The organism is Methylobacterium aquaticum (genome assembly GCF_016804325.1).
In the GTDB taxonomy this organism is placed as follows: Bacteria; Pseudomonadota; Alphaproteobacteria; order Rhizobiales; family Beijerinckiaceae; genus Methylobacterium; species Methylobacterium aquaticum_C.
In genome coordinates this window covers 19,820-38,021 of the sequence record NZ_CP043629.1, presented here as the reverse complement: position 1 = coordinate 38,021, position 18,202 = coordinate 19,820, and the positions used below count along the sequence as shown (strand labels likewise).

20 protein-coding genes are annotated in these 18,202 nt (G+C 69.0%); 4 read left to right on the top strand and 16 right to left on the bottom strand.

Features of this window, described 5'->3' with window-relative positions; genetic code table 11:
• Positions 1-203: 203 nt before the first annotated feature.
• From F1D61_RS33195 to F1D61_RS33185, 3 genes are all read right to left on the bottom strand, one after another.
• Positions 204-533, bottom strand: a complete 330-nt coding sequence (locus F1D61_RS33195) for a hypothetical protein (RefSeq protein WP_203159525.1) — start codon at positions 531-533, stop codon at positions 204-206.
• A gap of 86 nt (positions 534-619) precedes the next feature.
• Positions 620-1,900 (bottom strand): DUF927 domain-containing protein, encoded by a 1,281-nt coding sequence (locus tag F1D61_RS33190; protein ID WP_203159524.1) that lies wholly within the window; start codon positions 1,898-1,900, stop codon positions 620-622.
• A gap of 1,699 nt (positions 1,901-3,599) precedes the next feature.
• Positions 3,600-3,785 carry a hypothetical protein gene (locus F1D61_RS33185; protein WP_203159531.1) on the bottom strand — a complete coding sequence of 62 codons (186 nt, stop codon included), beginning with the start codon at positions 3,783-3,785 and terminating at the stop codon, positions 3,600-3,602.
• A 295-nt stretch (positions 3,786-4,080) separates the two neighbouring features.
• Here F1D61_RS33185 and F1D61_RS33180 point away from each other — a divergent pair, with 295 nt between their 5' ends.
• A complete protein-coding gene (locus F1D61_RS33180) occupies positions 4,081-4,680 on the top strand; it encodes a hypothetical protein (protein WP_203159523.1) in 600 nt (199 codons plus the stop codon).
• A 66-nt stretch (positions 4,681-4,746) separates the two neighbouring features.
• Positions 4,747-5,130, top strand: a complete 384-nt coding sequence (locus tag F1D61_RS33175) for a hypothetical protein (RefSeq protein WP_203159522.1) — start codon at positions 4,747-4,749, stop codon at positions 5,128-5,130.
• 393 nt (positions 5,131-5,523) lie between these two features.
• Here the strand turns inward: F1D61_RS33175 and F1D61_RS33170 are convergent, their stop codons facing one another.
• Positions 5,524-6,174 carry a ParA family protein gene (locus tag F1D61_RS33170; RefSeq protein WP_203159521.1) on the bottom strand — a complete coding sequence of 217 codons (651 nt, stop codon included), beginning with the start codon at positions 6,172-6,174 and terminating at the stop codon, positions 5,524-5,526.
• A gap of 137 nt (positions 6,175-6,311) precedes the next feature.
• Here F1D61_RS33170 and F1D61_RS33165 point away from each other — a divergent pair, with 137 nt between their 5' ends.
• Positions 6,312-6,650: a hypothetical protein gene (locus tag F1D61_RS33165; RefSeq protein ID WP_203159520.1), complete on the top strand. Its 339-nt coding sequence runs from the start codon at positions 6,312-6,314 to the stop codon at positions 6,648-6,650.
• A gap of 78 nt (positions 6,651-6,728) precedes the next feature.
• Positions 6,729-6,959 (top strand): hypothetical protein, encoded by a 231-nt coding sequence (locus tag F1D61_RS33160; protein ID WP_203159519.1) that lies wholly within the window; start codon positions 6,729-6,731, stop codon positions 6,957-6,959.
• Positions 6,960-7,047: 88 nt separating this feature from the next.
• Here F1D61_RS33160 and F1D61_RS33155 read toward each other — a convergent pair whose 3' ends face one another.
• The 12 genes from F1D61_RS33155 to F1D61_RS33100 form a co-directional block, all read right to left on the bottom strand.
• Positions 7,048-7,362, bottom strand: coding sequence for a hypothetical protein (locus F1D61_RS33155; RefSeq protein ID WP_203159518.1), 315 nt, complete (start codon positions 7,360-7,362; stop codon positions 7,048-7,050).
• Positions 7,363-7,420: 58 nt separating this feature from the next.
• Positions 7,421-7,717, bottom strand: coding sequence for a helix-turn-helix domain-containing protein (locus F1D61_RS33150; protein ID WP_203159517.1), 297 nt, complete (start codon positions 7,715-7,717; stop codon positions 7,421-7,423).
• On the bottom strand, positions 7,714-8,322 hold the full coding sequence (locus F1D61_RS33145) for a recombinase family protein (RefSeq protein WP_203159516.1): 609 nt from the start codon (positions 8,320-8,322) through the stop codon (positions 7,714-7,716). The genes F1D61_RS33150 and F1D61_RS33145 overlap by 4 nt, the downstream gene beginning before the upstream one ends.
• A 126-nt stretch (positions 8,323-8,448) precedes the next feature.
• On the bottom strand, positions 8,449-12,426 hold the full coding sequence (locus F1D61_RS33140) for a hypothetical protein (RefSeq protein ID WP_203159515.1): 3,978 nt from the start codon (positions 12,424-12,426) through the stop codon (positions 8,449-8,451).
• Positions 12,427-12,563: 137 nt separating this feature from the next.
• On the bottom strand, positions 12,564-13,046 hold the full coding sequence (locus F1D61_RS33135; RefSeq protein ID WP_203159514.1) for a phage tail assembly protein: 483 nt from the start codon (positions 13,044-13,046) through the stop codon (positions 12,564-12,566).
• Positions 13,047-13,086: 40 nt separating this feature from the next.
• Complete coding sequence (locus F1D61_RS33130) at positions 13,087-13,350, bottom strand: hypothetical protein (RefSeq protein ID WP_203159513.1); 264 nt, start codon at positions 13,348-13,350, stop codon at positions 13,087-13,089.
• 107 nt (positions 13,351-13,457) lie between these two features.
• Positions 13,458-13,694, bottom strand: coding sequence for a hypothetical protein (locus tag F1D61_RS33125; RefSeq protein WP_203159512.1), 237 nt, complete (start codon positions 13,692-13,694; stop codon positions 13,458-13,460).
• Between the two features lie 35 nt (positions 13,695-13,729).
• On the bottom strand, positions 13,730-14,380 hold the full coding sequence (locus tag F1D61_RS33120) for a hypothetical protein (protein WP_203159511.1): 651 nt from the start codon (positions 14,378-14,380) through the stop codon (positions 13,730-13,732).
• 92 nt (positions 14,381-14,472) lie between these two features.
• On the bottom strand, positions 14,473-15,375 hold the full coding sequence (locus F1D61_RS33115; protein ID WP_203159510.1) for a hypothetical protein: 903 nt from the start codon (positions 15,373-15,375) through the stop codon (positions 14,473-14,475).
• Between the two features lie 29 nt (positions 15,376-15,404).
• On the bottom strand, positions 15,405-15,953 hold the full coding sequence (locus F1D61_RS33110) for a hypothetical protein (RefSeq protein WP_203159509.1): 549 nt from the start codon (positions 15,951-15,953) through the stop codon (positions 15,405-15,407).
• A gap of 240 nt (positions 15,954-16,193) precedes the next feature.
• Positions 16,194-16,628, bottom strand: coding sequence for a hypothetical protein (locus F1D61_RS33105; protein ID WP_203159508.1), 435 nt, complete (start codon positions 16,626-16,628; stop codon positions 16,194-16,196).
• Positions 16,629-17,100: 472 nt separating this feature from the next.
• Positions 17,101-17,928, bottom strand: a complete 828-nt coding sequence (locus F1D61_RS33100) for a hypothetical protein (RefSeq protein WP_203159507.1) — start codon at positions 17,926-17,928, stop codon at positions 17,101-17,103.
• Positions 17,929-18,202: the final 274 nt, after the last annotated feature.

The following is an 18,202-nucleotide window of genomic DNA, read 5'->3' as shown; positions in this document are numbered from 1 at the left end:
CTCGCGCGACCAGCCGGCATCGTGCTGCAGGATCGCGGCGCGCTCCTCCACCATCCCATCGTCGGACGGCGAAGCCTCAGAACCAGGGCTCGCGGAAAAAAGGGCCGCGCCGCCACCGGCACCCACCGCGCGCGCGAGGACGGGAGTCGGGGAACGACGCAGCCCTGCGAACCGGGCCGCGATATCGGGGCGGGCAGGGCCGGTCATTCCTCGTCTCCCTCAAGGATCGAGCAGGACACGCGATAGACGCGCATTGACTTGCCGCCGACTCGCTCGGATCTAGTACGCTTACCGGTCGGATCTTTTTTCAGGAAGCCAGCCTCAGCGAGAGCATCGGCCGCTGCTCGACGGTCTAGACCGGCGATAGCTTCAGCGAACCCCGACGAGTGGAAGAGATAGTCTCCATCCTCAGCGGTAGTTTCCCCTCGCATGCGGTAGCCGGCGACCCGCTGCGCCCGCCACGCGCTCTCATCAAGAGCCTTGTCGGCCGAGATGAAGCGTGCCGGGCCGTGCTGCTGGAGGAAGTGCCTCACGGCCGTAACGGCGTCGCGGTCCTCGCTCGCCCCGACGCCGCCCCGGGAGCGCACCCACGATCGGAACAAGGCTCCGGCCGCCTCCGTCACCGTGCCCGGCGAGAAGGGCAGGATGTCGAAGGCTGTGGCGAGCTCGCCGCCGCTGCGACGAGGCCGAAGCGCTGAGCGACACGGACCACCTGCCCCGAGGCGCCATCCGGCACGTGCTCGGAGACGAAGGCCGCCATGTGATCCCTGGCGGTCCGGATCGCCTCCGCCTTCCCTTCCAGGAGCCTCTGGACAAAGGCCGGGCCGGCAGTCCCGTGCTGGTGCGCCGTGCGCTCGCGCAAGGCATCGGCAAGAGCCCCTGGCCCGGCAAAGGGCCCGACGTGGTTGAATAAGCCGAGTCCAGCGCCAGCATCGGCGTCGACGTCGACGAACCTCACCCCTTGGCCCGCCTTGGCCTGCCGGTTCGCCCCACCCTCGGCGAGGCGCTGGGCAAGCCCGATCTCACCCGTCGAGAGGACGCAGACCCTCCAGCGCGTCCGCGCTCGAAGGTCACCGTCCGCGCGAGATCGCCCCTTACCCGATCCTCCGGTAAGGACATAAGCCGCTGCCTCAAGGTCACGTGGCTCAATCAGGCCTAATTCGTCGAGACAAAGCAGACTATCATTATGGGCGCTCGCCGTTCCTTCAATGGCGTTTGCTGTCGTCCGCCAACTCGTGGCGAAGCCAAGAGGCCCGCCGCCGCCCCAAATACTGCCTGCGAGGCGGAGCGCTGTGGTTTTGCCGGAAGAACTGGCCCCCACGTAATTGAAGGCTCCGCCCTCGGCGCCGAGAGGCTCGAGCAAAGGCCCCGCGAAGCCGAGCCCGAGGGCAAATTCCAGTCGCGTCTGCCCCTCCGCCAGGGCCGCTACCTCTGCGCGCCAAGTCGCAAGATCGCCCGCGATCCTGAAGTGGGCTGCACTCTGCCCCGACTGAAAAACAATGGGCTCGGCCTGCCGGTTTGGAGCTGCCGCCGTAAAGGAGGGAACGGCAAAGACCTCGCCCTCGCCGTGCCATCCGGCCTTGTTGACGATGACCGCCCGGAGGTCGACCCGCACCCCGGCGAGCGCCTCGGCGAAGCGTTCCTTGGCCCCGCGCCTGCTCGCGAGCCACAGACCGCGACTCGCCAGGTCGCGGCGCACCTCGCCGGCCTCACCCGATGCGAGGTCGCCGTAGCCGATGACAGCGACCTGGATCCGGTTGTCACTGTCGCGGAATGACAGGACGAGGGACCATCCCGTGCCGTCATCCGCTCGCGCCTTCGCGTGAACCGCGAAGGGGCCGGAGAGGTACTCGGCCGGCCCATCGGGCCTCGGCTGGTAGGCAAGCCCGACAGTGTCCATCCGGAAGCCGGGAGGCCAGGTTACCTGCGGGAGAGACGCGCCACGGGCGGAAGGTCGCCGATCGGGACGGGAGCACGATCCTCGGCCGGCGGTAGAGAGGGAGGCGGAGGAGCCGGCCGGTCCTTCCGCGGTCGACCGCGCCCGCGCTTCTGAGGAGCGGGCTCGGGCGGCGCCTCGCTTGCGGCAGATGGGGACCCATCGATCAGACCGACGATGAGGGCAGAGGTGTCTTCGATACGCGACACAGACACGCAACTGATCCTTGTGTTGCCGTGGAACTGCGCGGATCATCTACTGATGAATATCGCGCCATGGCGTTTAGACAGAACTAGTCAATCATTGGCGGAACAAGCCAAGACTATCAATCGACAAGGGTGACGGCAGGCGTGCGGAATCTCGCCAGAACACGGCGAGCGATCCGACCCTGCCCATCGGCAGCCCATACGACGATTCAGATGATGCGGTGGCTCATCGAAGGCCCCGCGCTGGAGCCTTGTGACCTTTGGGCCTGGGCGGACCGGCTGAGATTTCAGCCGGTCTGTCGACACCTGCTGGATTCTGGCGCTGCTTCGACCGGTGAGACGCCGCCGGCCGATCGAAGCGACCAGAAAATCCCTTCTGAGAATCTTCTCTCCCCATGGCCGTTCGAGCCTGACCCCCAGTCGGCTTCCGCTTCGCGATCCAGGCGGCCCACTCTGGCGAGACGACCCGGACCACGTTCGGCAAGTGCTTGGCTCGCTCCTGCGGCCGCTCTTCGATCCGGACGAGGCCGAGCCGCTTCGCGAGGCGCAGGGCCCGCTTGACCGTGGAGGTCGAGACGCCGGCACGCGCGGCGATCTCGTCGTGGCAGCGGTCGCATAGACCGCGGGCGTAGCACTCCGCGGCGATGACGAAGAGCGCGGCCTGTTCGCCCGGTGTGAACCGCCATGCGAGTGCCGGGGGAGGCCGGAGGCTGCGGCGAGCGTCCGCGCACGCTCCCGGGCCTTGGCGCGGTCCGGTGGGCGCTGGGCGGGCCGCTTCGGGGGAAAAAGGGACCAGGTCCGCGGCGGCTTCGCGGCTGTGCCCGGTGCCGGCCGATCGGCCTGGGGTGCCTCGACGGCTTGTCCGAGAGAGACGGTTGCCGGCGCTCGCCAGGACCGCCGCGCGGTCTTGAGCGCGAAAATCTCCTGCGACAGCCGGTCGACGGCCATCTCGTCGAGTGCGCCAGCGGCGTGCTCCTTCCAGAGGCGCGCGGCCTGGTGGTCGAGCTGCGCGAGCGTTGCCGTCGCAAGCTCTGCGCGGATCTGGTCCTCGAGCAGGGTCGTCCCTGCCCTCATGGCGTGCGTCATCAATCGGCCCTCTCGGGCCGCGGCAGATCGATCGGAGGCGCCGGCAAGCGCTCCGTTTACCAGACAAGCCGCCACCGTCGTCAGAACTGACGTTCTGACTTGACTCCCGAGGGAGCGTCTGGCGATATCGGGACTGTCTTACGTTTCCCGACGTCGCCGCTTCGGTGGCACCACGGCCCCCTCCCGGCAAGGAGTGGGGCCGTTTGGCGTTCTAGGGTCTCACTGCAGCGGCGGTGGTCTCCATGTCCGGCCGCGACTCGCGCGGGAGCGCGGTCCGGGTTTGCCAGCGTGACGTAAACCGCACGCCGTCGTCAAACGTGTTGTTTCAGAGTCACGCCCCGAACCCGCTGAGGGTGACTTCCGCACCACGATCATGTCGCCTTCGCGGGCGGCTCGACAGGCTGCCCCTCGGCCGCCAGCCCCTTCATGATCAACTGGCGGATTGCCTCCGACTCCGTCGAGATCCGTGCGCTGAAGCGGTAATTCGCGATCGCCTCGATCAGCCAAGGCTGCAGCGAGATCACCTTGCGCGCCTCCATTTCCTGCTTGCGACCCACGCGCCCTCTCCGACTCGGGAAAGAGGCGTCGATAGCATCACCGCTATGCGTGTCCAAAATGATACACCTCCATCACCGATGCGAGCGGCGACTCTGATGTCACTTTCACGATTGACAGCGCGAGTCGGTGAAGTGGATATCAGTGCTAGCAGAAAAAATCGGTGAACGACACCTGCTGACGCTACAAATTGACTCACCGCGGGTATGCATGCCGGCGGCCCGGTAAGCGCGCCCGTCCGGGCGTCGCCTCCAGCCTTCCACCAGCACATCACGACAGAACGGGGAGAGGCGCGCCATGGAACGTGGTCGCGGGACGATGACGCACGGCCCGGCGGATGGCGGGCCTGCCAATGCGGGTCGTGAGGGCATGGGCGCGCCGCGCCTCCTCGCCACCCTTCTGGTCGGGGCGGACGTACCCGAGGTGACGGGCGACACGGCCCGCCTCGTGTCGACCGTGCCGAACGGCTTCCTGGACGCCTACATGGACTGGATCGCGGCCTATCAGCCCCCCCGCGCCGCGCCCCGGGGCGCCATATCGGACGCCTCCGGCGCGTGGTCGGGCGTCCTGCTGCCGGCGCAGCGCGAGGCGGCACGGCTCCTCGTCGAGCTGTTCGACCTCATCGACATCGACACGATCACCCCTCACCCGAGCGGGGGGTATCGCATGGTCATCGCTTGCCCCCTTGCGGCGCACGACCGCTTGGCGCTGTGGGGCGCAAGCCTCGACCTGCTCGCCGACTTGTTCGACGCCCCCGCAGGCGATAGCCCGGATCCTGATCCCATCACGGCGCTCGAGCCTGGGGTGCCGCAGGAAATGGCAGGCCTGATCCTCGGCCTCTACGGCGAGGCCTTGGGCAACGCGTCCGAGATCCCCGACGCCCGGCCGGCAGCCTGAGGGCCTGAGCCTATGGCCTCCCCGTTCCCTGCCCCCTATGCAGCAATGGCCGCCTACCGGGAGGCCGTGCGCCTCCTCGACTGCCTGCTCGCCAGTGCATCACCCGGCACGAAGCCGCGAGGCTTCAGCTTGACGGCAATCCTGGTCGCGCCCGCCTTCGACCGCTTAGCGACTTGGCTGGCCTCCCGGCCTGACCCAACAGCCATCTCGGCCTGTCCCATCGAGGCGGCCCAGCGCGAAGCCGCGCGGCTGCTGCCTGCCCTCATGGCTCGGGTGGAAACCATCCGCCCGTTGCCGTCGGGCGCCATCGAGTGCCGCTTCGCCTGCGATGCCGTCCTCTTCGATCGCCTGATGGTCTGGGGCGCGGCCGTCGAGGACCTGGAGGCGTGGGGCGAGGACGACGAGGACGGCGCCGACGCCGAGCCGCCCGATTACGCCTCAGCAGCATAACTGCATCCCTATTTTTACGGTGATAAAAACCACTCAAATAACACCACATAAATACCAAAAAACCTTAACGCCATCCTGTAGCAGATGGCTTCCCAATCACAGCGTCGATCCCCTCCAGGATCAGACTATGCACCGACCGCCCGCGATCCTCAGCCAGCCTGACGAGCGCAGCGTGACGAGCCTCGTCGAGATAGACGGTCTGGCGGGCGGCCACGGGTCGACGCCCGCGAGGCCGCCCCCTGCGCCCAGGGGTAGCCTCAGCTTGGGAGGCTGAAGCAGGCTCGTCAGGTGAGACAGGGGCGTCAGTCTGGGCAATCTCTTCGTCTTCAGCGACCAAGCTGGAGGCGATGGCAGCAGCCGCATCGGCAAGCTTCGTCGAGGCGTTCCGCCGCTTCATTCCATGTCTCCCAGTCGCGTCAACACCGCGTCGGCCAGAGCGGCAAATTCGAGGGCGGAGGGGCCGTCAGGAGGCACGACCTCGCCACCAGCGAGGCTGTCGGCCACGACAGCCCGGTATGAAATTGCGGGGGCGACCGGCTCAGTAAGCGCCGCAAGGGTCGCCACCACGTCCCGACCGGCCGAGGTCCGTCGATCGATGCGGCTCGGCACGACCAGGATGTCGGGCCGGGTCCGCTTCGTGGCGCGGCGGTTCCGGCGGATAGAACTCACCGTCTCGGCCGCACCGCGAACATCGAGCACGGTCGCCCCAGACGGCACGAGAACCAGGTGCGCGATCGCAATGGTAGCACCGAATGCCGCTCCCATAGCGCCAGGGGCATCGATCAGCACGAAGGCTTCGGATCTGGCCTGGACGCTCTTGACCCAGGCGGACACAGACATCTCGTCGCCCGCCTCCAAAAGGTGGGCGACAACCGGGTAGCCGAGGCGTCCGCTCTCCGCGATCGAAACGGCATGCGCAGCCGGGTCTGCGTCAAGGACGGCCACCGTGCGCCCGCGCCGCCGCAGCTCGGCCGCTAGGTTGAGAGCCGTGGTAGTCTTGCCGACGCCGCCCTTGGTCTGCGCCAAGCCGATGATCGTCGCCATGGTACCCGCCCGTGTTTGTCGCGGCATATTAGTGGTACAAAACCGCCACAGAACCGTTAACGCATCACCATCCCTCCTGCTACCGATTTCAGGTAGGCAGCACCACATACCAGGCACGGCAAAGCGAGGAATGGATCATGCGGGCAAGGGAAGTGCTGGGCGACTTCAGGCGGGCCCAGGGGCTTACGGAGGAGCAGGACTGCGACCAGCACACCTTCAAGGTGCGGGTGGTCTACGCGCCGGGCGGCAATCTACCCATCATTGGCAGCCCCGCCATCGTCGCCGCCCATTTGCGCGTGCAGGCACAGCACGTGGACGGGTTCTGCGCCTTTCGTGACGTCTTGGATGAGGACCTGATGGATCCAGGCGTCATCTTCCACTTCACGAGTGATGAGAACCGGCAGCGCTTTCAGCAGGGCTGCGAAAAATACCTGCGCCGCCGCCTTTATCAAGCCCTGCAATTCACGTTTATTTAGTGTCACAAAAACGTCCTATAAGTGGCAAAAATCCATGCTGGCCACGACTAACTGGCGTGGATAAAATGGATAAGGTGAATGCCAAAGACGAGCTATACCGGCTGGCGGTTCAGCGTTCAGGCGCATGCCGACGGTGGATGGGCCGTCCATGATGCTGGCTACATCTCCGCTGCCACCAACGCACAGCGGATCGTTGCGGTCTGCCCTGATCGTCGTGAAGCGGATGCGATTTCAGCCTACTTGAACAATGACCCTGAGCTCGGCCGACGCCTATTCGCCGACTGCCTCTCGCAGCTTGATCACGCTTGAGAGCTGCGGACTCCGCGCCGCCACCGTTTGGACACGCAAGCCGCCCAGGCAAAGGCGCATCCAAGCGGTGGCAAATCTAACGAGCGCATCAGCGCCTGAATGGCGAGCGCTGAGCGATTTCGTCGTAAAGAATAACTATCTTCTCGATTGTAGCGCGAGCGTCCTCATCGGACATCGCAAGGGCGGAGGCCATAGCACCACCTTCGTCGCCCTTGGCCTCGTGCGTCCTGAACGCCGCATGGATCTCAGCCATATTTGGGCGCAGGTTCTCAGGCAGGGTCTCCTCAGGACGAATATTTATCAAGCCGCCGATGTAGGCGTAAGCAAGCCGAACCTGCAGGCTATCGTCGCTACGGGCTATGCCGAGCACGGCAGTGTGTAGCTTTTCCCAAGCGTAATCCACGATGCAACCCATTCTCAATGAGACTGAGCACTAACGCGCGAAGCGGCTGTAAGTGCAATCACGCCGCCTCCATCTCCACCTTCAGGCTCATCCGGCCCTGACGCGCGCCAGGGGCGACCTTGATGCTGATCTCGATGTCAGCCCCAAGCGCGCCCGCAAAAGCAAGCAACCGCTCGCTTGAAAAGCCTCTTGTTTGGCCCCTTAAGACCTTCGACACTTCGGATTGGGTGACGCCCATGCGCTCGGCCGCCTTGGTCTGCGTGAGGCCGAGCTTTTTGATCTGAGATCTAATCAAATCCACGAGATCCGACTTGTCGAAAAGTCCGATATTACCCTCGGCGACGGAAGCTTTCATGATGCCACCTCCAATTCGGTTTTCGATGGGACAGTTGCGTCCCTGATCCGCAGGATGGTCTGCCGGCTGGTCTTGAAGGTCCGCGCCAGGGCCGACACGCTCGCACCTTCCCCGAGCTGGCGCGCGACCTCCGCGCGCTGCTCACCGGTGAGACTGGCCGGCCGGCCGAGCCGTCGGCCTTCCGCCCGCGCCCGGCTCAGCCCGGCCTGGGTCCGCTCGATCAGGAGATCGCGCTCGAACTCCGCGACCGCGTTGATCACGGCCATCGTCAGCTTGCCCGTCGAACTCGTCAGGTCGACCCCACCCAAGGCCAGGCAGTGGACCCGCACCCCGAGCTCGTCGAGCCTGGCGACGGTCGCGCCGACGTCCATGGCGTTGCGGCCGAGCCGGTCGAGCTTGGTCACCACCAGAACGTCGCCCGCCTCGAGCCGGTCGAGAAGGCGCGCGAACCCGCGGCGCTGCGCGACCGCGGTGGATCCCGAGACGGTCTCGGTCACGAGGCGGCGCGGCTCGATGGTGAACCCGGCGGCCTGGATCTCGGTGAGCTGGTTGTCGGTGGTCTGGCCGGGGGTCGAGACGCGGAGGTAGGCGAAGGTGCGCGGCATGAAGCAGTTTTGTCCGAAAACCCTGACCGGAACCGAACACATGTCCGGAATTCATAAAGGCTAGATTTTGAACAGGATGGTCCGCCCTGTCCAAAACCGGTCGGTTCCGGACAGGGCCAGCCAGCATCAGGCGAAGTTGTTGGCGAGCCCCCGCCGGACCATGCCGGTGGAGGCCTGCCGGCCGACACCGTCCCCGCCGCCGCCCTGGCCGGCCGACGGCACCGTGAGGCTCGCTGCCTGTGCCCGGGCTGACGCGATCGCCGGCCCGATCTTGGCGAGTTCGGCGTTGAAGCTTCTCGCCAGAGCGATCGCCGCAGAGAGAGACGAGGTGTCGACTTGCGGCGCGACCGTCATGTTGAGGCTCGTCAGCTTGTCGTGCGCCTCGCCCGACTTCTGTCCGAGCCCTTCGACCTGCGATGCGTCGATGTTCGGAGCGATCGTCTCGCTTCCGAGCGCCTTGATACGCGCCTCGAGGCCAGAGATCAGCCCTTCGATCTCCGCCCGCTTCGCCGTGAGGTCGCGACCGAGCCCAGGCAAGCTGAGCGCGGCGGTCGCGGCCTGTCGTTCGCTCACAATTGCCAACTCGGCCCGGTAGCGGGCCAACTCCGCGGCAGCCTGCGCAATCGCCGCGCCGTCGACCGGAGACTGGGCCGCTGTCGGAGCCGTGGCCGCGACCGGCGCCCGAGCGGCGACCGCCGCCTGTGGTGCGGTGGCCGCGACGGGAGCCTGAGGCGCGACCGGAGCCGCGATCGGCACTTCTTGCCCAAGAGCCCGGCCGCGCGCCGCCTCGCGCAGGCGCTCGTTGATCGCGTCGCGCTGGCCCTCAAGCTCGCCGAGCACCTTGCGATGCCCCGCAAGAGCCTGCCCAACGCGACCGGCCGGCGCCTCGCCGTAATGGGTGGTGAGGCGATCGATGATCCCGCGCATCCCGCCGATACGACGGTCCAGCTCGTCGCGCTGTCCCGTCTCCGTCGCCTGCTGGCGCCGAGCCTCGCCCAGCTCGCGGGCGATGCGGGCGGTCGGACTTTCCCGGCCGGCGAGCAGGTTCGGGAGAGCCTGCTCGTTGACCGCCCCAGCCTCGCCCGCCGCCGCGCCGATCGCTGCCGGCACGCCGACTCCCCCAGCGTAGCCGAGGGCGCTGCCGGCCGCCGAGGACGCGGCCCCGCCCATCCGCAGGGCGTTGGCGACGATGCCCGTTCCGTCGCCGGCGAGCTTCGTCATGAGGGCCCCGGCGACCTTGGGGCCGAGCACGGCCCCGAGGATCGACGCGACCACACCGCCGCCCTCGACGGCCTGCGGGTTCTCCCGGAGCTTCGCGGAAGCCGAGGCCGCCGCATCGGCGAGCCCGTTGAGGGCGACCGTCGCCGGATTGATCGCCGGAGCCAGGGCCTCGCCGAGAAGCTGCGCACCCTGAGTCTTGGCGCCTTCGAGAGCGACGGCGGGGTTCTCTCGACGTACCTTCTCGGCGTCTTCCAGTCCCCGCACCTTCGTGAAGCGCTCCTCGTTGCGCTTCAGCTCGCCCTGCTTGGTGACGAGCTTACCGATGAACTCGGCCGCGTTGCGATCATTGAAGATCGTCGTCAGTGTATCGACGAACTTGCCCGAGTCATTGGGGTCGAACCCCTTACCCTTCCTCGCCAGGGCGGGTTCGAGCACCTTGAGCGCCCATTCGAACGGGTCTTGCTGGAAGGTGTCGCGGCCGATCATCCGGCCATCTTTCCCCATCAGGCCGAATGACTTCGCGGCCGCCTTCGACTCCTTCTTCATCCGCCCGGCGACGACAGCGTTGGAGGCGGTGTAATGCGCTTGGCCGGCGCTTGGACCACCCATGTCGTCGATGATCGACGGCGCGATAGCGCCGAGGAACCGGGGGTTGAGGCCCGCCACTGCGAGACGGCCGGTCTTGGCGTACTGATAATAGTCCTCGCCGCGCAGGGTGTCACCGAAGAGCTGCATGCCCTTGGTGGCACCCTGGAGGTATACTTCGAATTTCTTCGGATCGTCCGAGATCCCCATGTTCTCGGCGCCGCGGATAATACGCGCAAGGTCGCTCTGTGCTTCATCGCGGGTGCGGAAGTTCTGCAGCATGACCTGCGAGCGCGCCACCGGCTCAAGGGTGTCGCTCGCCGCCTTCGCGTTGCCGCCGAGATTGACGTGCAGGGCCCGATACAGCTCGCGCAACTCGGTCGGGTTGAGGGACGGGAACTGTTTCGACAGCGCGTTCGCGCGGTCGAGCCCGATCTTGTCCTCCTCCGGAGTCAGGCCCACCGCCCGCCCGCGGGCCGTCTCCATCTCGCTCTGTCCGGCCGTGCGGGCGCCGGTGCGGGCCAAGCGCTCGGTGCCGTAGAGGGCGCCGCCGGCCCCGACGAACCCGGCCGCGGTCCGGGCGTGGTGCCCGACCTCACGCCGGGCGCGAGCGCCCTCGCGGTCCTGGCGCGCCGCCTCCCGGGCCGCCCGGGCCCGCTCACGGGCGACGGCGCGCAAAGCGGTGGCTTCCTGGCGGGCCGACTCCTGAGCAGCGCGGGCGGCCTCACGGGCTGCTGCGACGCGCTCGCGGGCCGCCTCACGGGCAACGCGGGCGGCCTCACGCGCCGCCTGCGCGGTCTCGCGGCTCCCGTCGCGCTCGAGGCGCCGAGCCTCCCGCGCCGCTTCCCGGGCGGCCTGGATCTTCTCGCGGGCTGCCTCGCGGGCCACCCGCGCCGTCTCGCGGGCCGCCTGCGCCTCGACGCGGGCCGTCTCGCGAGCGGCTTCTCGGGCCGCCTGCGCCGCCTCGGAGCCCGCCCGCCGCTCCTCCTGCGCACGCTGGCGCGCCATGCGGCTCGCGAAGGTGAACCGCTCGCGGAAGGCCTGCCCGTCGCTCGCCGCCGCCGCGGCCGTCTCGGAAGCCCGCTGGCGCTCCATCCGGGCGGCCAGCCCCATCCGCTCGCGCATGCCCCGCACCGCCGCGGGATCGAACGTAACCTCGTCCGCGGGCTTGGCGTCGGCCTTCGGGGCCGGGCGGAGCAGGGTCGCCGTACGCCGCTCCTCGGCCATCTCGCGGGCCCGCGCTCGGACCCGGTCCTCGATCTGGCCCCGATCGGCGTCGAGGATCTGCGCGTGATACCGCGGGTTGATCGGCCCGAGCGCCTTGACCTGGTCGGCGCGCATCCGCGTGACCTCGCGGGCGAGCGCCCGCGTCTCGGCCTTCGTCAGATCGAGCGCGGCGAGGTCGCGGGTCAGGGCGTCCGAGAACCCGGCGAGGGGCGGGGGTGCGGCTGCGAGATGGCGCACGGCCGCATCGGCGCCCCTCGCCTTGGTCTCGACTTTGCCGAGTCCGGCCGCCGCCGAAGCGGCAGTGCCGGCGGCCCGGCCCACCCCGTCCGGCGTCGCCGGCGCCAGGCTGACGGGAGCCGCGGTGGATGATTGACCGCCGGGCCTCGGCATCAGCGCATCGATCTCGGCCGCCGTGCGGCGACCGGGCTCGATGAGGGATTGTGCGGTCCGCGCCCGGGCCGCGGCCTGCGCGGCAGCCTGTGCCCGCTGCTCGCCCTCAGTCTGCGCGATCAGGGCGCGCAGACGCGCCTCCGTCCCGGTGAGGCGTGCGGCCGGGCCGCCGTTCGGCAGCAACTTCGCGCGCATCTCCTGCACGGTCGCGCGCTGACCGTCATAGGCGCGCTGCGCCCTGGCCGCCGCGCGCGCGGCCTGCGCCTGCGCCGCCTTGGCGGCTGTGAAATTTGCTGCGACCTGGTCGACGAGCCCGTCCGCCTTCCAGGTCGCGTAACGGCGCGGGTCGGTTTTCTTCACCCGGGCGAAGTGGTCCAGCGTGTCCTGGCGCTTCTTCAGCAGCGCGTCGGCCTCGGCGAGGTCGGCGCGCGCCTTGCGCAGGTCGACGCCGAGGTCGATCAACCCGCGCCCGGCCGCCTTGAACCGCGAGACGGCTTCGAGCTTGCCCCGCAGCGCGTCGAGGCGCTGCGCGACCTTGTCGAGGCCGGCGGTGGACCCGCCGAGCCGGCTCAGGTTCTTTCCCGAGTCCCCGAGCTGCTTCAGGGCGCCGGCCGCCTTGGCGGCGCGGGCCGATACGTCATCTTGCAGTCGGATGACGAGGGACGACGTAACGGTACCCATGGCTTACTCTCCCCGCAGGGTCATCGCCTCGCCCCACCAGTCGGCCAGCTCGGTCCAATCCTCGGACAGCCAGCGATCGAGGTGCGGGCCGAACACCGCCGTCACCAGCGCGACGGCGGACCGCCAGCCCTCGGGCCTCAGGCGGAGGTCGGATCGCCCCGCAGGGCGAGGGGCAAAAAATCCACGGCCGCCGCGTCGAGCTTGTCGAAGTCGTCCGAGTCGAGCGCGTCGAGGGCGGCTTGCGGCAGCGGCACGCCGTCGGGGCGCTCGTACATCGGCAGGCTCGCCTCCTGCCCGGCCTGGACCGCAGCGACGTAGGCCCGGACCTCGGCGACCCGCAAGCGCCGCACGACGACGGTATCCACCCGCACGCCATCGACGACGATCGGGAAGCCCAGCGTTACGGGCACGTGGCGCGCCGGCCCACCCTCGGCGAAGGCGACGATGCAACCGGGCGCCGAAGCGGCCGGCGGCGGCGCAGCGGCCACCGCGGCCGGCACGCCCCCAGGCGACGAGGCGGCGGCCTCCGCGGGATACATGCCGGCCGGCGACGAGAGGAGCCCTGCCGCGGCAGCATCGGCCTTCGAAGCCGGTTCGAATTTAGAGAAATCGATGGACACTGGTGATCCTCTTCAAGATGTGAGTTGGTATTAGCCTACGCTATGCACCGATCTTCTTCGGTTGATGAGCCTTGGCGTGCGCCGCGCCGATCCGGCGCGCGGTATCCTCCCGGGCCACACCTCGGACAGCCGTGGAGCCCTCGCCGGCCGCGAGCTTCTGCTCGACCTGCGCCATCGCGGCAGCGTGCGTGTCGCACTCGGCGACGATCCGGTTCAGCGTCGCGAGCGAGAGGCCGAGCGTCTCCGTCTGCGCGAAGAAAGCTTGGGCCCACGGGCGAGAATTGTCCTCGCCCTGGCGGGCCACCCGAAATGCCGCGCTCGCATCGAATTTATCAGATGACATCGCATAATTACTTTCTCTGCTTGAGAATAGATAAGGTGGGCCGGATACCGGCCAAACTGGTGCGCAGCTCAGGCCGCAGTGACATCCTCGTCGAGGGGCACGATCTCGACCTCCGGCGCCGAGGCGACGGGCTCCGGGCCGAGGGCCTTGCCCCACAGCGGCGTCGTCCGGTCGAGGTGCTCAAGGATGCTAGCCGGATGCCGCACCACGTCCTCCCGCCAGTAGGGCACGTGGCCCACGGCGAGGGGCGGCAGGTTGAGGGTAGCGGCGAGCGCGGGAAGCGAGCGGCCGGGGATCTCACGCACGCGGGTGATCCGCCGGAAGCGTCGCAGCGTGACCGTCACCGGCGGCTGTCCGATGACGCGCCAGATGCCGGTGGCGCCGTCCGGGTTCGGTTCGACCTTAGCCTGAGCCTCGGGGTCCAGCCGATGGCCGCGGGGCCGCACCAGGCGGTGAAAATCTCGTCCTTGAGAACCCGCTCCGGCGTGTCCGGCTCGCGCCGCACCAGCGCCTCGGTGGGGAACAGCCGCTCCGCGCCGGCCGGCAGCGCCTCGTTCGCAGCGATCACCAGGAGATCGGCCTCGGCGACCTGGCGGAGGACGGCCACTAGGTCACGGGCGAGGCGTGGGTACTCGGTCGCCAGAACCTTCCCCGCGGCAGCGGAGGCGCGCTTCGCGGCGGCGTAGCGCTCGCGGCGGCCGGCCTCGTCCTCCTGGACCTGCACGGCGGCGATGCGCTGGCGCAGAGCGGTCACCAGCGCTGCGGCGCGCTCCTGCTTCACGCTGGCCGCCTCGCGGGCCGATCGAAGCCGCGCCAAGCCGGCGTCGTCGCTGTCCAGGAGACCAGCCTGGTAGGCGGCCTCCGCCTCGGAGACCTCCCCGGCCGCCGCCGTCACTTGGGCCTCGGCGGAAGCAAGGGCGGACTCCAGCTCAGAGCTCGGAGCGTCGGGGGCACGAACCACGCCGATCAGTGATTTCAGGGTCTTGAGCATCGGTGTCTCGTTGGACGGTGAGCGGTGGGCGGTGGCTCTCGCCGCCCGTCGCGCGTGGATCGCGACGGGCCGGGCGGCGAGGTTCGGAGGCGTCAGCCGGCCACCGGCTCGTGCTTGATCTCCGGGACGCGCTTCGGCGCCGGACGGCTGACCGCGCTCGCCGCCGCGATGGCGTCGAGGCGGCGCAGGATCTGGTCGGGATGAGGGTCGTGATCGTCGAGCGCCCAGGCCAAGGGCTCGCCCGGACGCAAGGGCGGCAGCACCAGTGCGCTCGCCAGCGGGTCGGAGTACTGCGCCCGGACAGCCGGCAAGGCGGTCGTCTGGTGGAAGGCGCGGCGCTCGAAAAAGCTTTGCCCGTGGGGCGTCGACGAATAGCCCCGCCGGTCGTCCTGGCGGATCACCCGGGCCTGCCGCTCCGCCGGTATGGGTTCGGCCGAACCTTCGGGGCACCACAACTCGACCGTGCGCTCGTCGAGCACCTCGCGCGCTGCGCCCGGGTGGGCGCGGGCGATGATCTCGACGCGGGACAGGCGCTCGGCCCCCTCGGGCAGGTCATCGTTCGACCGGGCGACGGCGAGATCAGCCTCGGCGATGACGCGCAGGAGCGCCAGCGCTTCCTGGGCCAGGGCGGGATACTCCCGCTCCACCCGCTCCACTGCGGCGTCCCGCAGGGTGCGCGCGGCAGCGTAGGCGTCGCGCTTCCGAGCAGCATCTTCCGAAGCACGGGCCGCAGTCAGACGCTCATCAAGCGCGACGACGAGCTGTGCGACACGGTCGCGCCGGATCTCGGCGGTCCCGCGTTCGGAGGCGAGGCGGCCCATCGCCTTGTCGTCGGCGGTGAGCAGCGAGTCGCGATAGGCCGTCTCGGCCTGGCTGAGAGCGGTCGCCGCCGCCTCCGCAAGGCGTTGGGCAGCGGATAGGCCGTCGGCGACGGCGTCGGACGAGGCTGCGGTATCGGCGGAGAGGGCGACGAGACTGGCGAGATCGTGCTTCACGGGATCCTCAGGATCTGGAGGGACGGGGATCAGGCGGGGAGCCCGTGGCGGGCCCGCATGCGATCGGCGAGCGTCGCGGTCACGGCAGCCGGGGCCGGGACCGGCCCAGTGCTCGCGGCGGGAAGGCCGTGGCGAGCCCGCATGCGATCGGCGAGCACGGTGGAACCGGCGGCAGGGGCCGACACCGGAGCGGCGCTCTCCATGGGAAGGCCGTGACCGGGCCGCGTTTCGTCCGCCGCCGACAGCATCTTCGCGATCGGCGCGTCACCAGCGCCCAGGCCGGCCGCGTGCGGCTCGACCGGTTGCGCTTCCTGCGCCCGAGGGATGATGCCGAGTGCGGCGTGCTGCTCCCGGCGGGCCGCCTCGCGCGTCTTGCCAGCCTCACCGTGGGTCGCGCGGAAGGCGACGCCGTTGGCGGCAAGCTGCGCGCTACAGGCAGCCAAGAGGCGGTTGCGGAACTCGACGCTCCGGGCCTCCTCGGCGGTGCCAGCCACAGGAATGGGAAGTTGCTGCGCGCCGTGCCGCGCAGCCGGCACCTTGACGCCCCACGGGTTGGTGGGTTGGGTGGCAAATGTCATGCTGTGGTCTTTCGGGTGTCGACTGCCCGCGCGCCTTGAGCGCTGCGTGACTTTCGATGGTAAAAGGTGCGGCCGCGTTGACCTTGACTTGATGTCTGCATGGCGAGGCAAGAGGTCAACTTGCCGTTGTTCGACGGGCCGCGACGCCGTCAGGATCCCTCGCCAAGGGGTGGTGGCCGAGACTCGGCCAAACCGAAAACCGACGGCTCCCCCGTCTGATTGGGGGGCGCCATCGTGGGATCACGCGCCGGGCGCGGCCGTCGAGCCTTGCTCCGCGGCGAGCGCCTTGGTCAGGGTGGCCCGAAAGGCCGCGAGACCCGCATCCTTGAGCTTGCGCAGATGGGGGCGGATCACCCGGGCATCGCGTCCGGTCTCCGCGGATATGCGCTCGGCCGTATCGGCGAGCGCGAGGTCGAAGGCTTGCGTCATGGCGCTCACCGCCTCGCGGGCGGCCTCGACCACCTCCGCGGTCGGGGTGAGTTCGCCGCGGGCCTTGGCGAGCGCGATCTCGCGCAGGCTCGCGTCCGCCTCCTCCCGGCGCGCCTTGGCCGCCCCGGTGCGGCGCGGCCCCTCGTAGGAGGAGCGTCGGGCCGGTAGCGCGCTGTCGAGGTTCGTGTTCTCCGCCCGGTGGCGGACCACCGCGGCGTAGGAAACCAGCGTATCGCGTCCCTGCACGACTGGGTTCAGGTCTTCGGCGTAGCGCGTGATGTAGCGAGACAGGCTAGATCTATTGATCGCGACCCCATCCGCAGTCAGCTTTCTGTGAAGCTCACTGATTGAGACTAGATCTGTGCAATCTGTGCTCATACTTGTGCACCTGTGCATCGGTTTTTGAACAGAGCAACTAGAGAAATCCCGGGTGCTTTTCGCCCGCATGGGTCCACCCCCCTCAGAGGGACCCATTGGGGGTGGGGCGGGCAGGGGTCGGACAGGAGTGCGAGGCGGGGACAGGCGAGGACGCAGCGCTGCGAGGCGCGACCGTCCGGGGCGGGATCGCTGTCGCGCAGAGAGATGGGCCTCGCCGCTGGGGCGGGCCGGGGCAGCGCCCACAACGAAAAACGCCCGGCGGAGTGCGCCGGGCGTTTTCAAACCTTCTGAGGGTGCTCTGACCCTAGTCTAGCTTTCCCTGGCCGTCAAGCTGCTCAGCTTAGGCCGCCCCTCGCTCCAAATTTGCCTTTAGTGTCCGTGCCTTGCGCCTGGTCACGGGCACCTGTTTGACCGGCTCGGAGGCCCAAATCGTCAGAGGCGCAGCCGGCCCCGTGACGGCGAACTCGGAGCATTCGGCCCTCGCCGCCGTCAGCATCCCGAGAACTGCGTGCCAAGCGACGTAGCGGGCGCGCTCGAACGCGACGATGTCGAGGGGCGCGTCCGGGACGGACTCGTAGCTCGCGATGTCCCGGGTGCCATGGCGATAGACCGGACGGCGGCGCCAGGCCACATCCGTCACGTCCGGCCGGCTATCGCCGCGACCGTGGGTGATGACGAGGACGGTCATCGGCAGGATCGTGAGGGGGCGGGGCAGGCCGACCGGCACACGGTCGTTGCGGCCCTCGCCTCGCCCCCCGCGGCGGCGCGTGGCCTGGATCGTCGCACGCCCGCCCGCGAGCGTGATGACCTCGCCCCGGCGTTCCGCCGTCTCCGCGTCCCAGACCACGAAGTCGGCGCCGGCCCCGTATTCGATGAACATGTCGGGGAGGGCGAGGACCGCATCGTGCAGGGCCAAGAGCCCGTCGGGCGTGGCGGCGAGTTGCTGGAACGCCTGGCGGGTCCGGGCTGCCTGGTTGGCCGCATAGCTCGACGTGTCGACCCGCTCCGGGCCGCCGAGCTGCGATCCCGGCGCCCGGGGGCCGGAGCCGAGGCCAAGCGCCACGGCGCCCGCGGCCTTGCCGTCCCGGCCGTACTGGTCGACCCGCTGCTCGCGGTAGGCACGGACGAGAAGCGCCTCGATGTCGATCGCCTCGCGGGAGATGGTCATGCCGGTCACCTCGTCGGATGGCAGTGGAAGGGACGCACTACGACGAGGCGCAGCGAGAGTTCGGGTGAAGATCCCAGGCTGCCGAAGCGCGCCTTAACAAGGTCTTTCAGTTGGCTGCGGCTGTACTCAGCTTGCGCTTCAACGTGGCGAACCGGCAACAGATCTCGCGTGATCCACCCCAGGGAACAATCCATACCTGGATATTCCCCACAAGGTCGCATTGCGGCCGAGAAGCTCGCAAGGGGCTGCATTCAGGCCGCCCCCACTCCCGGCG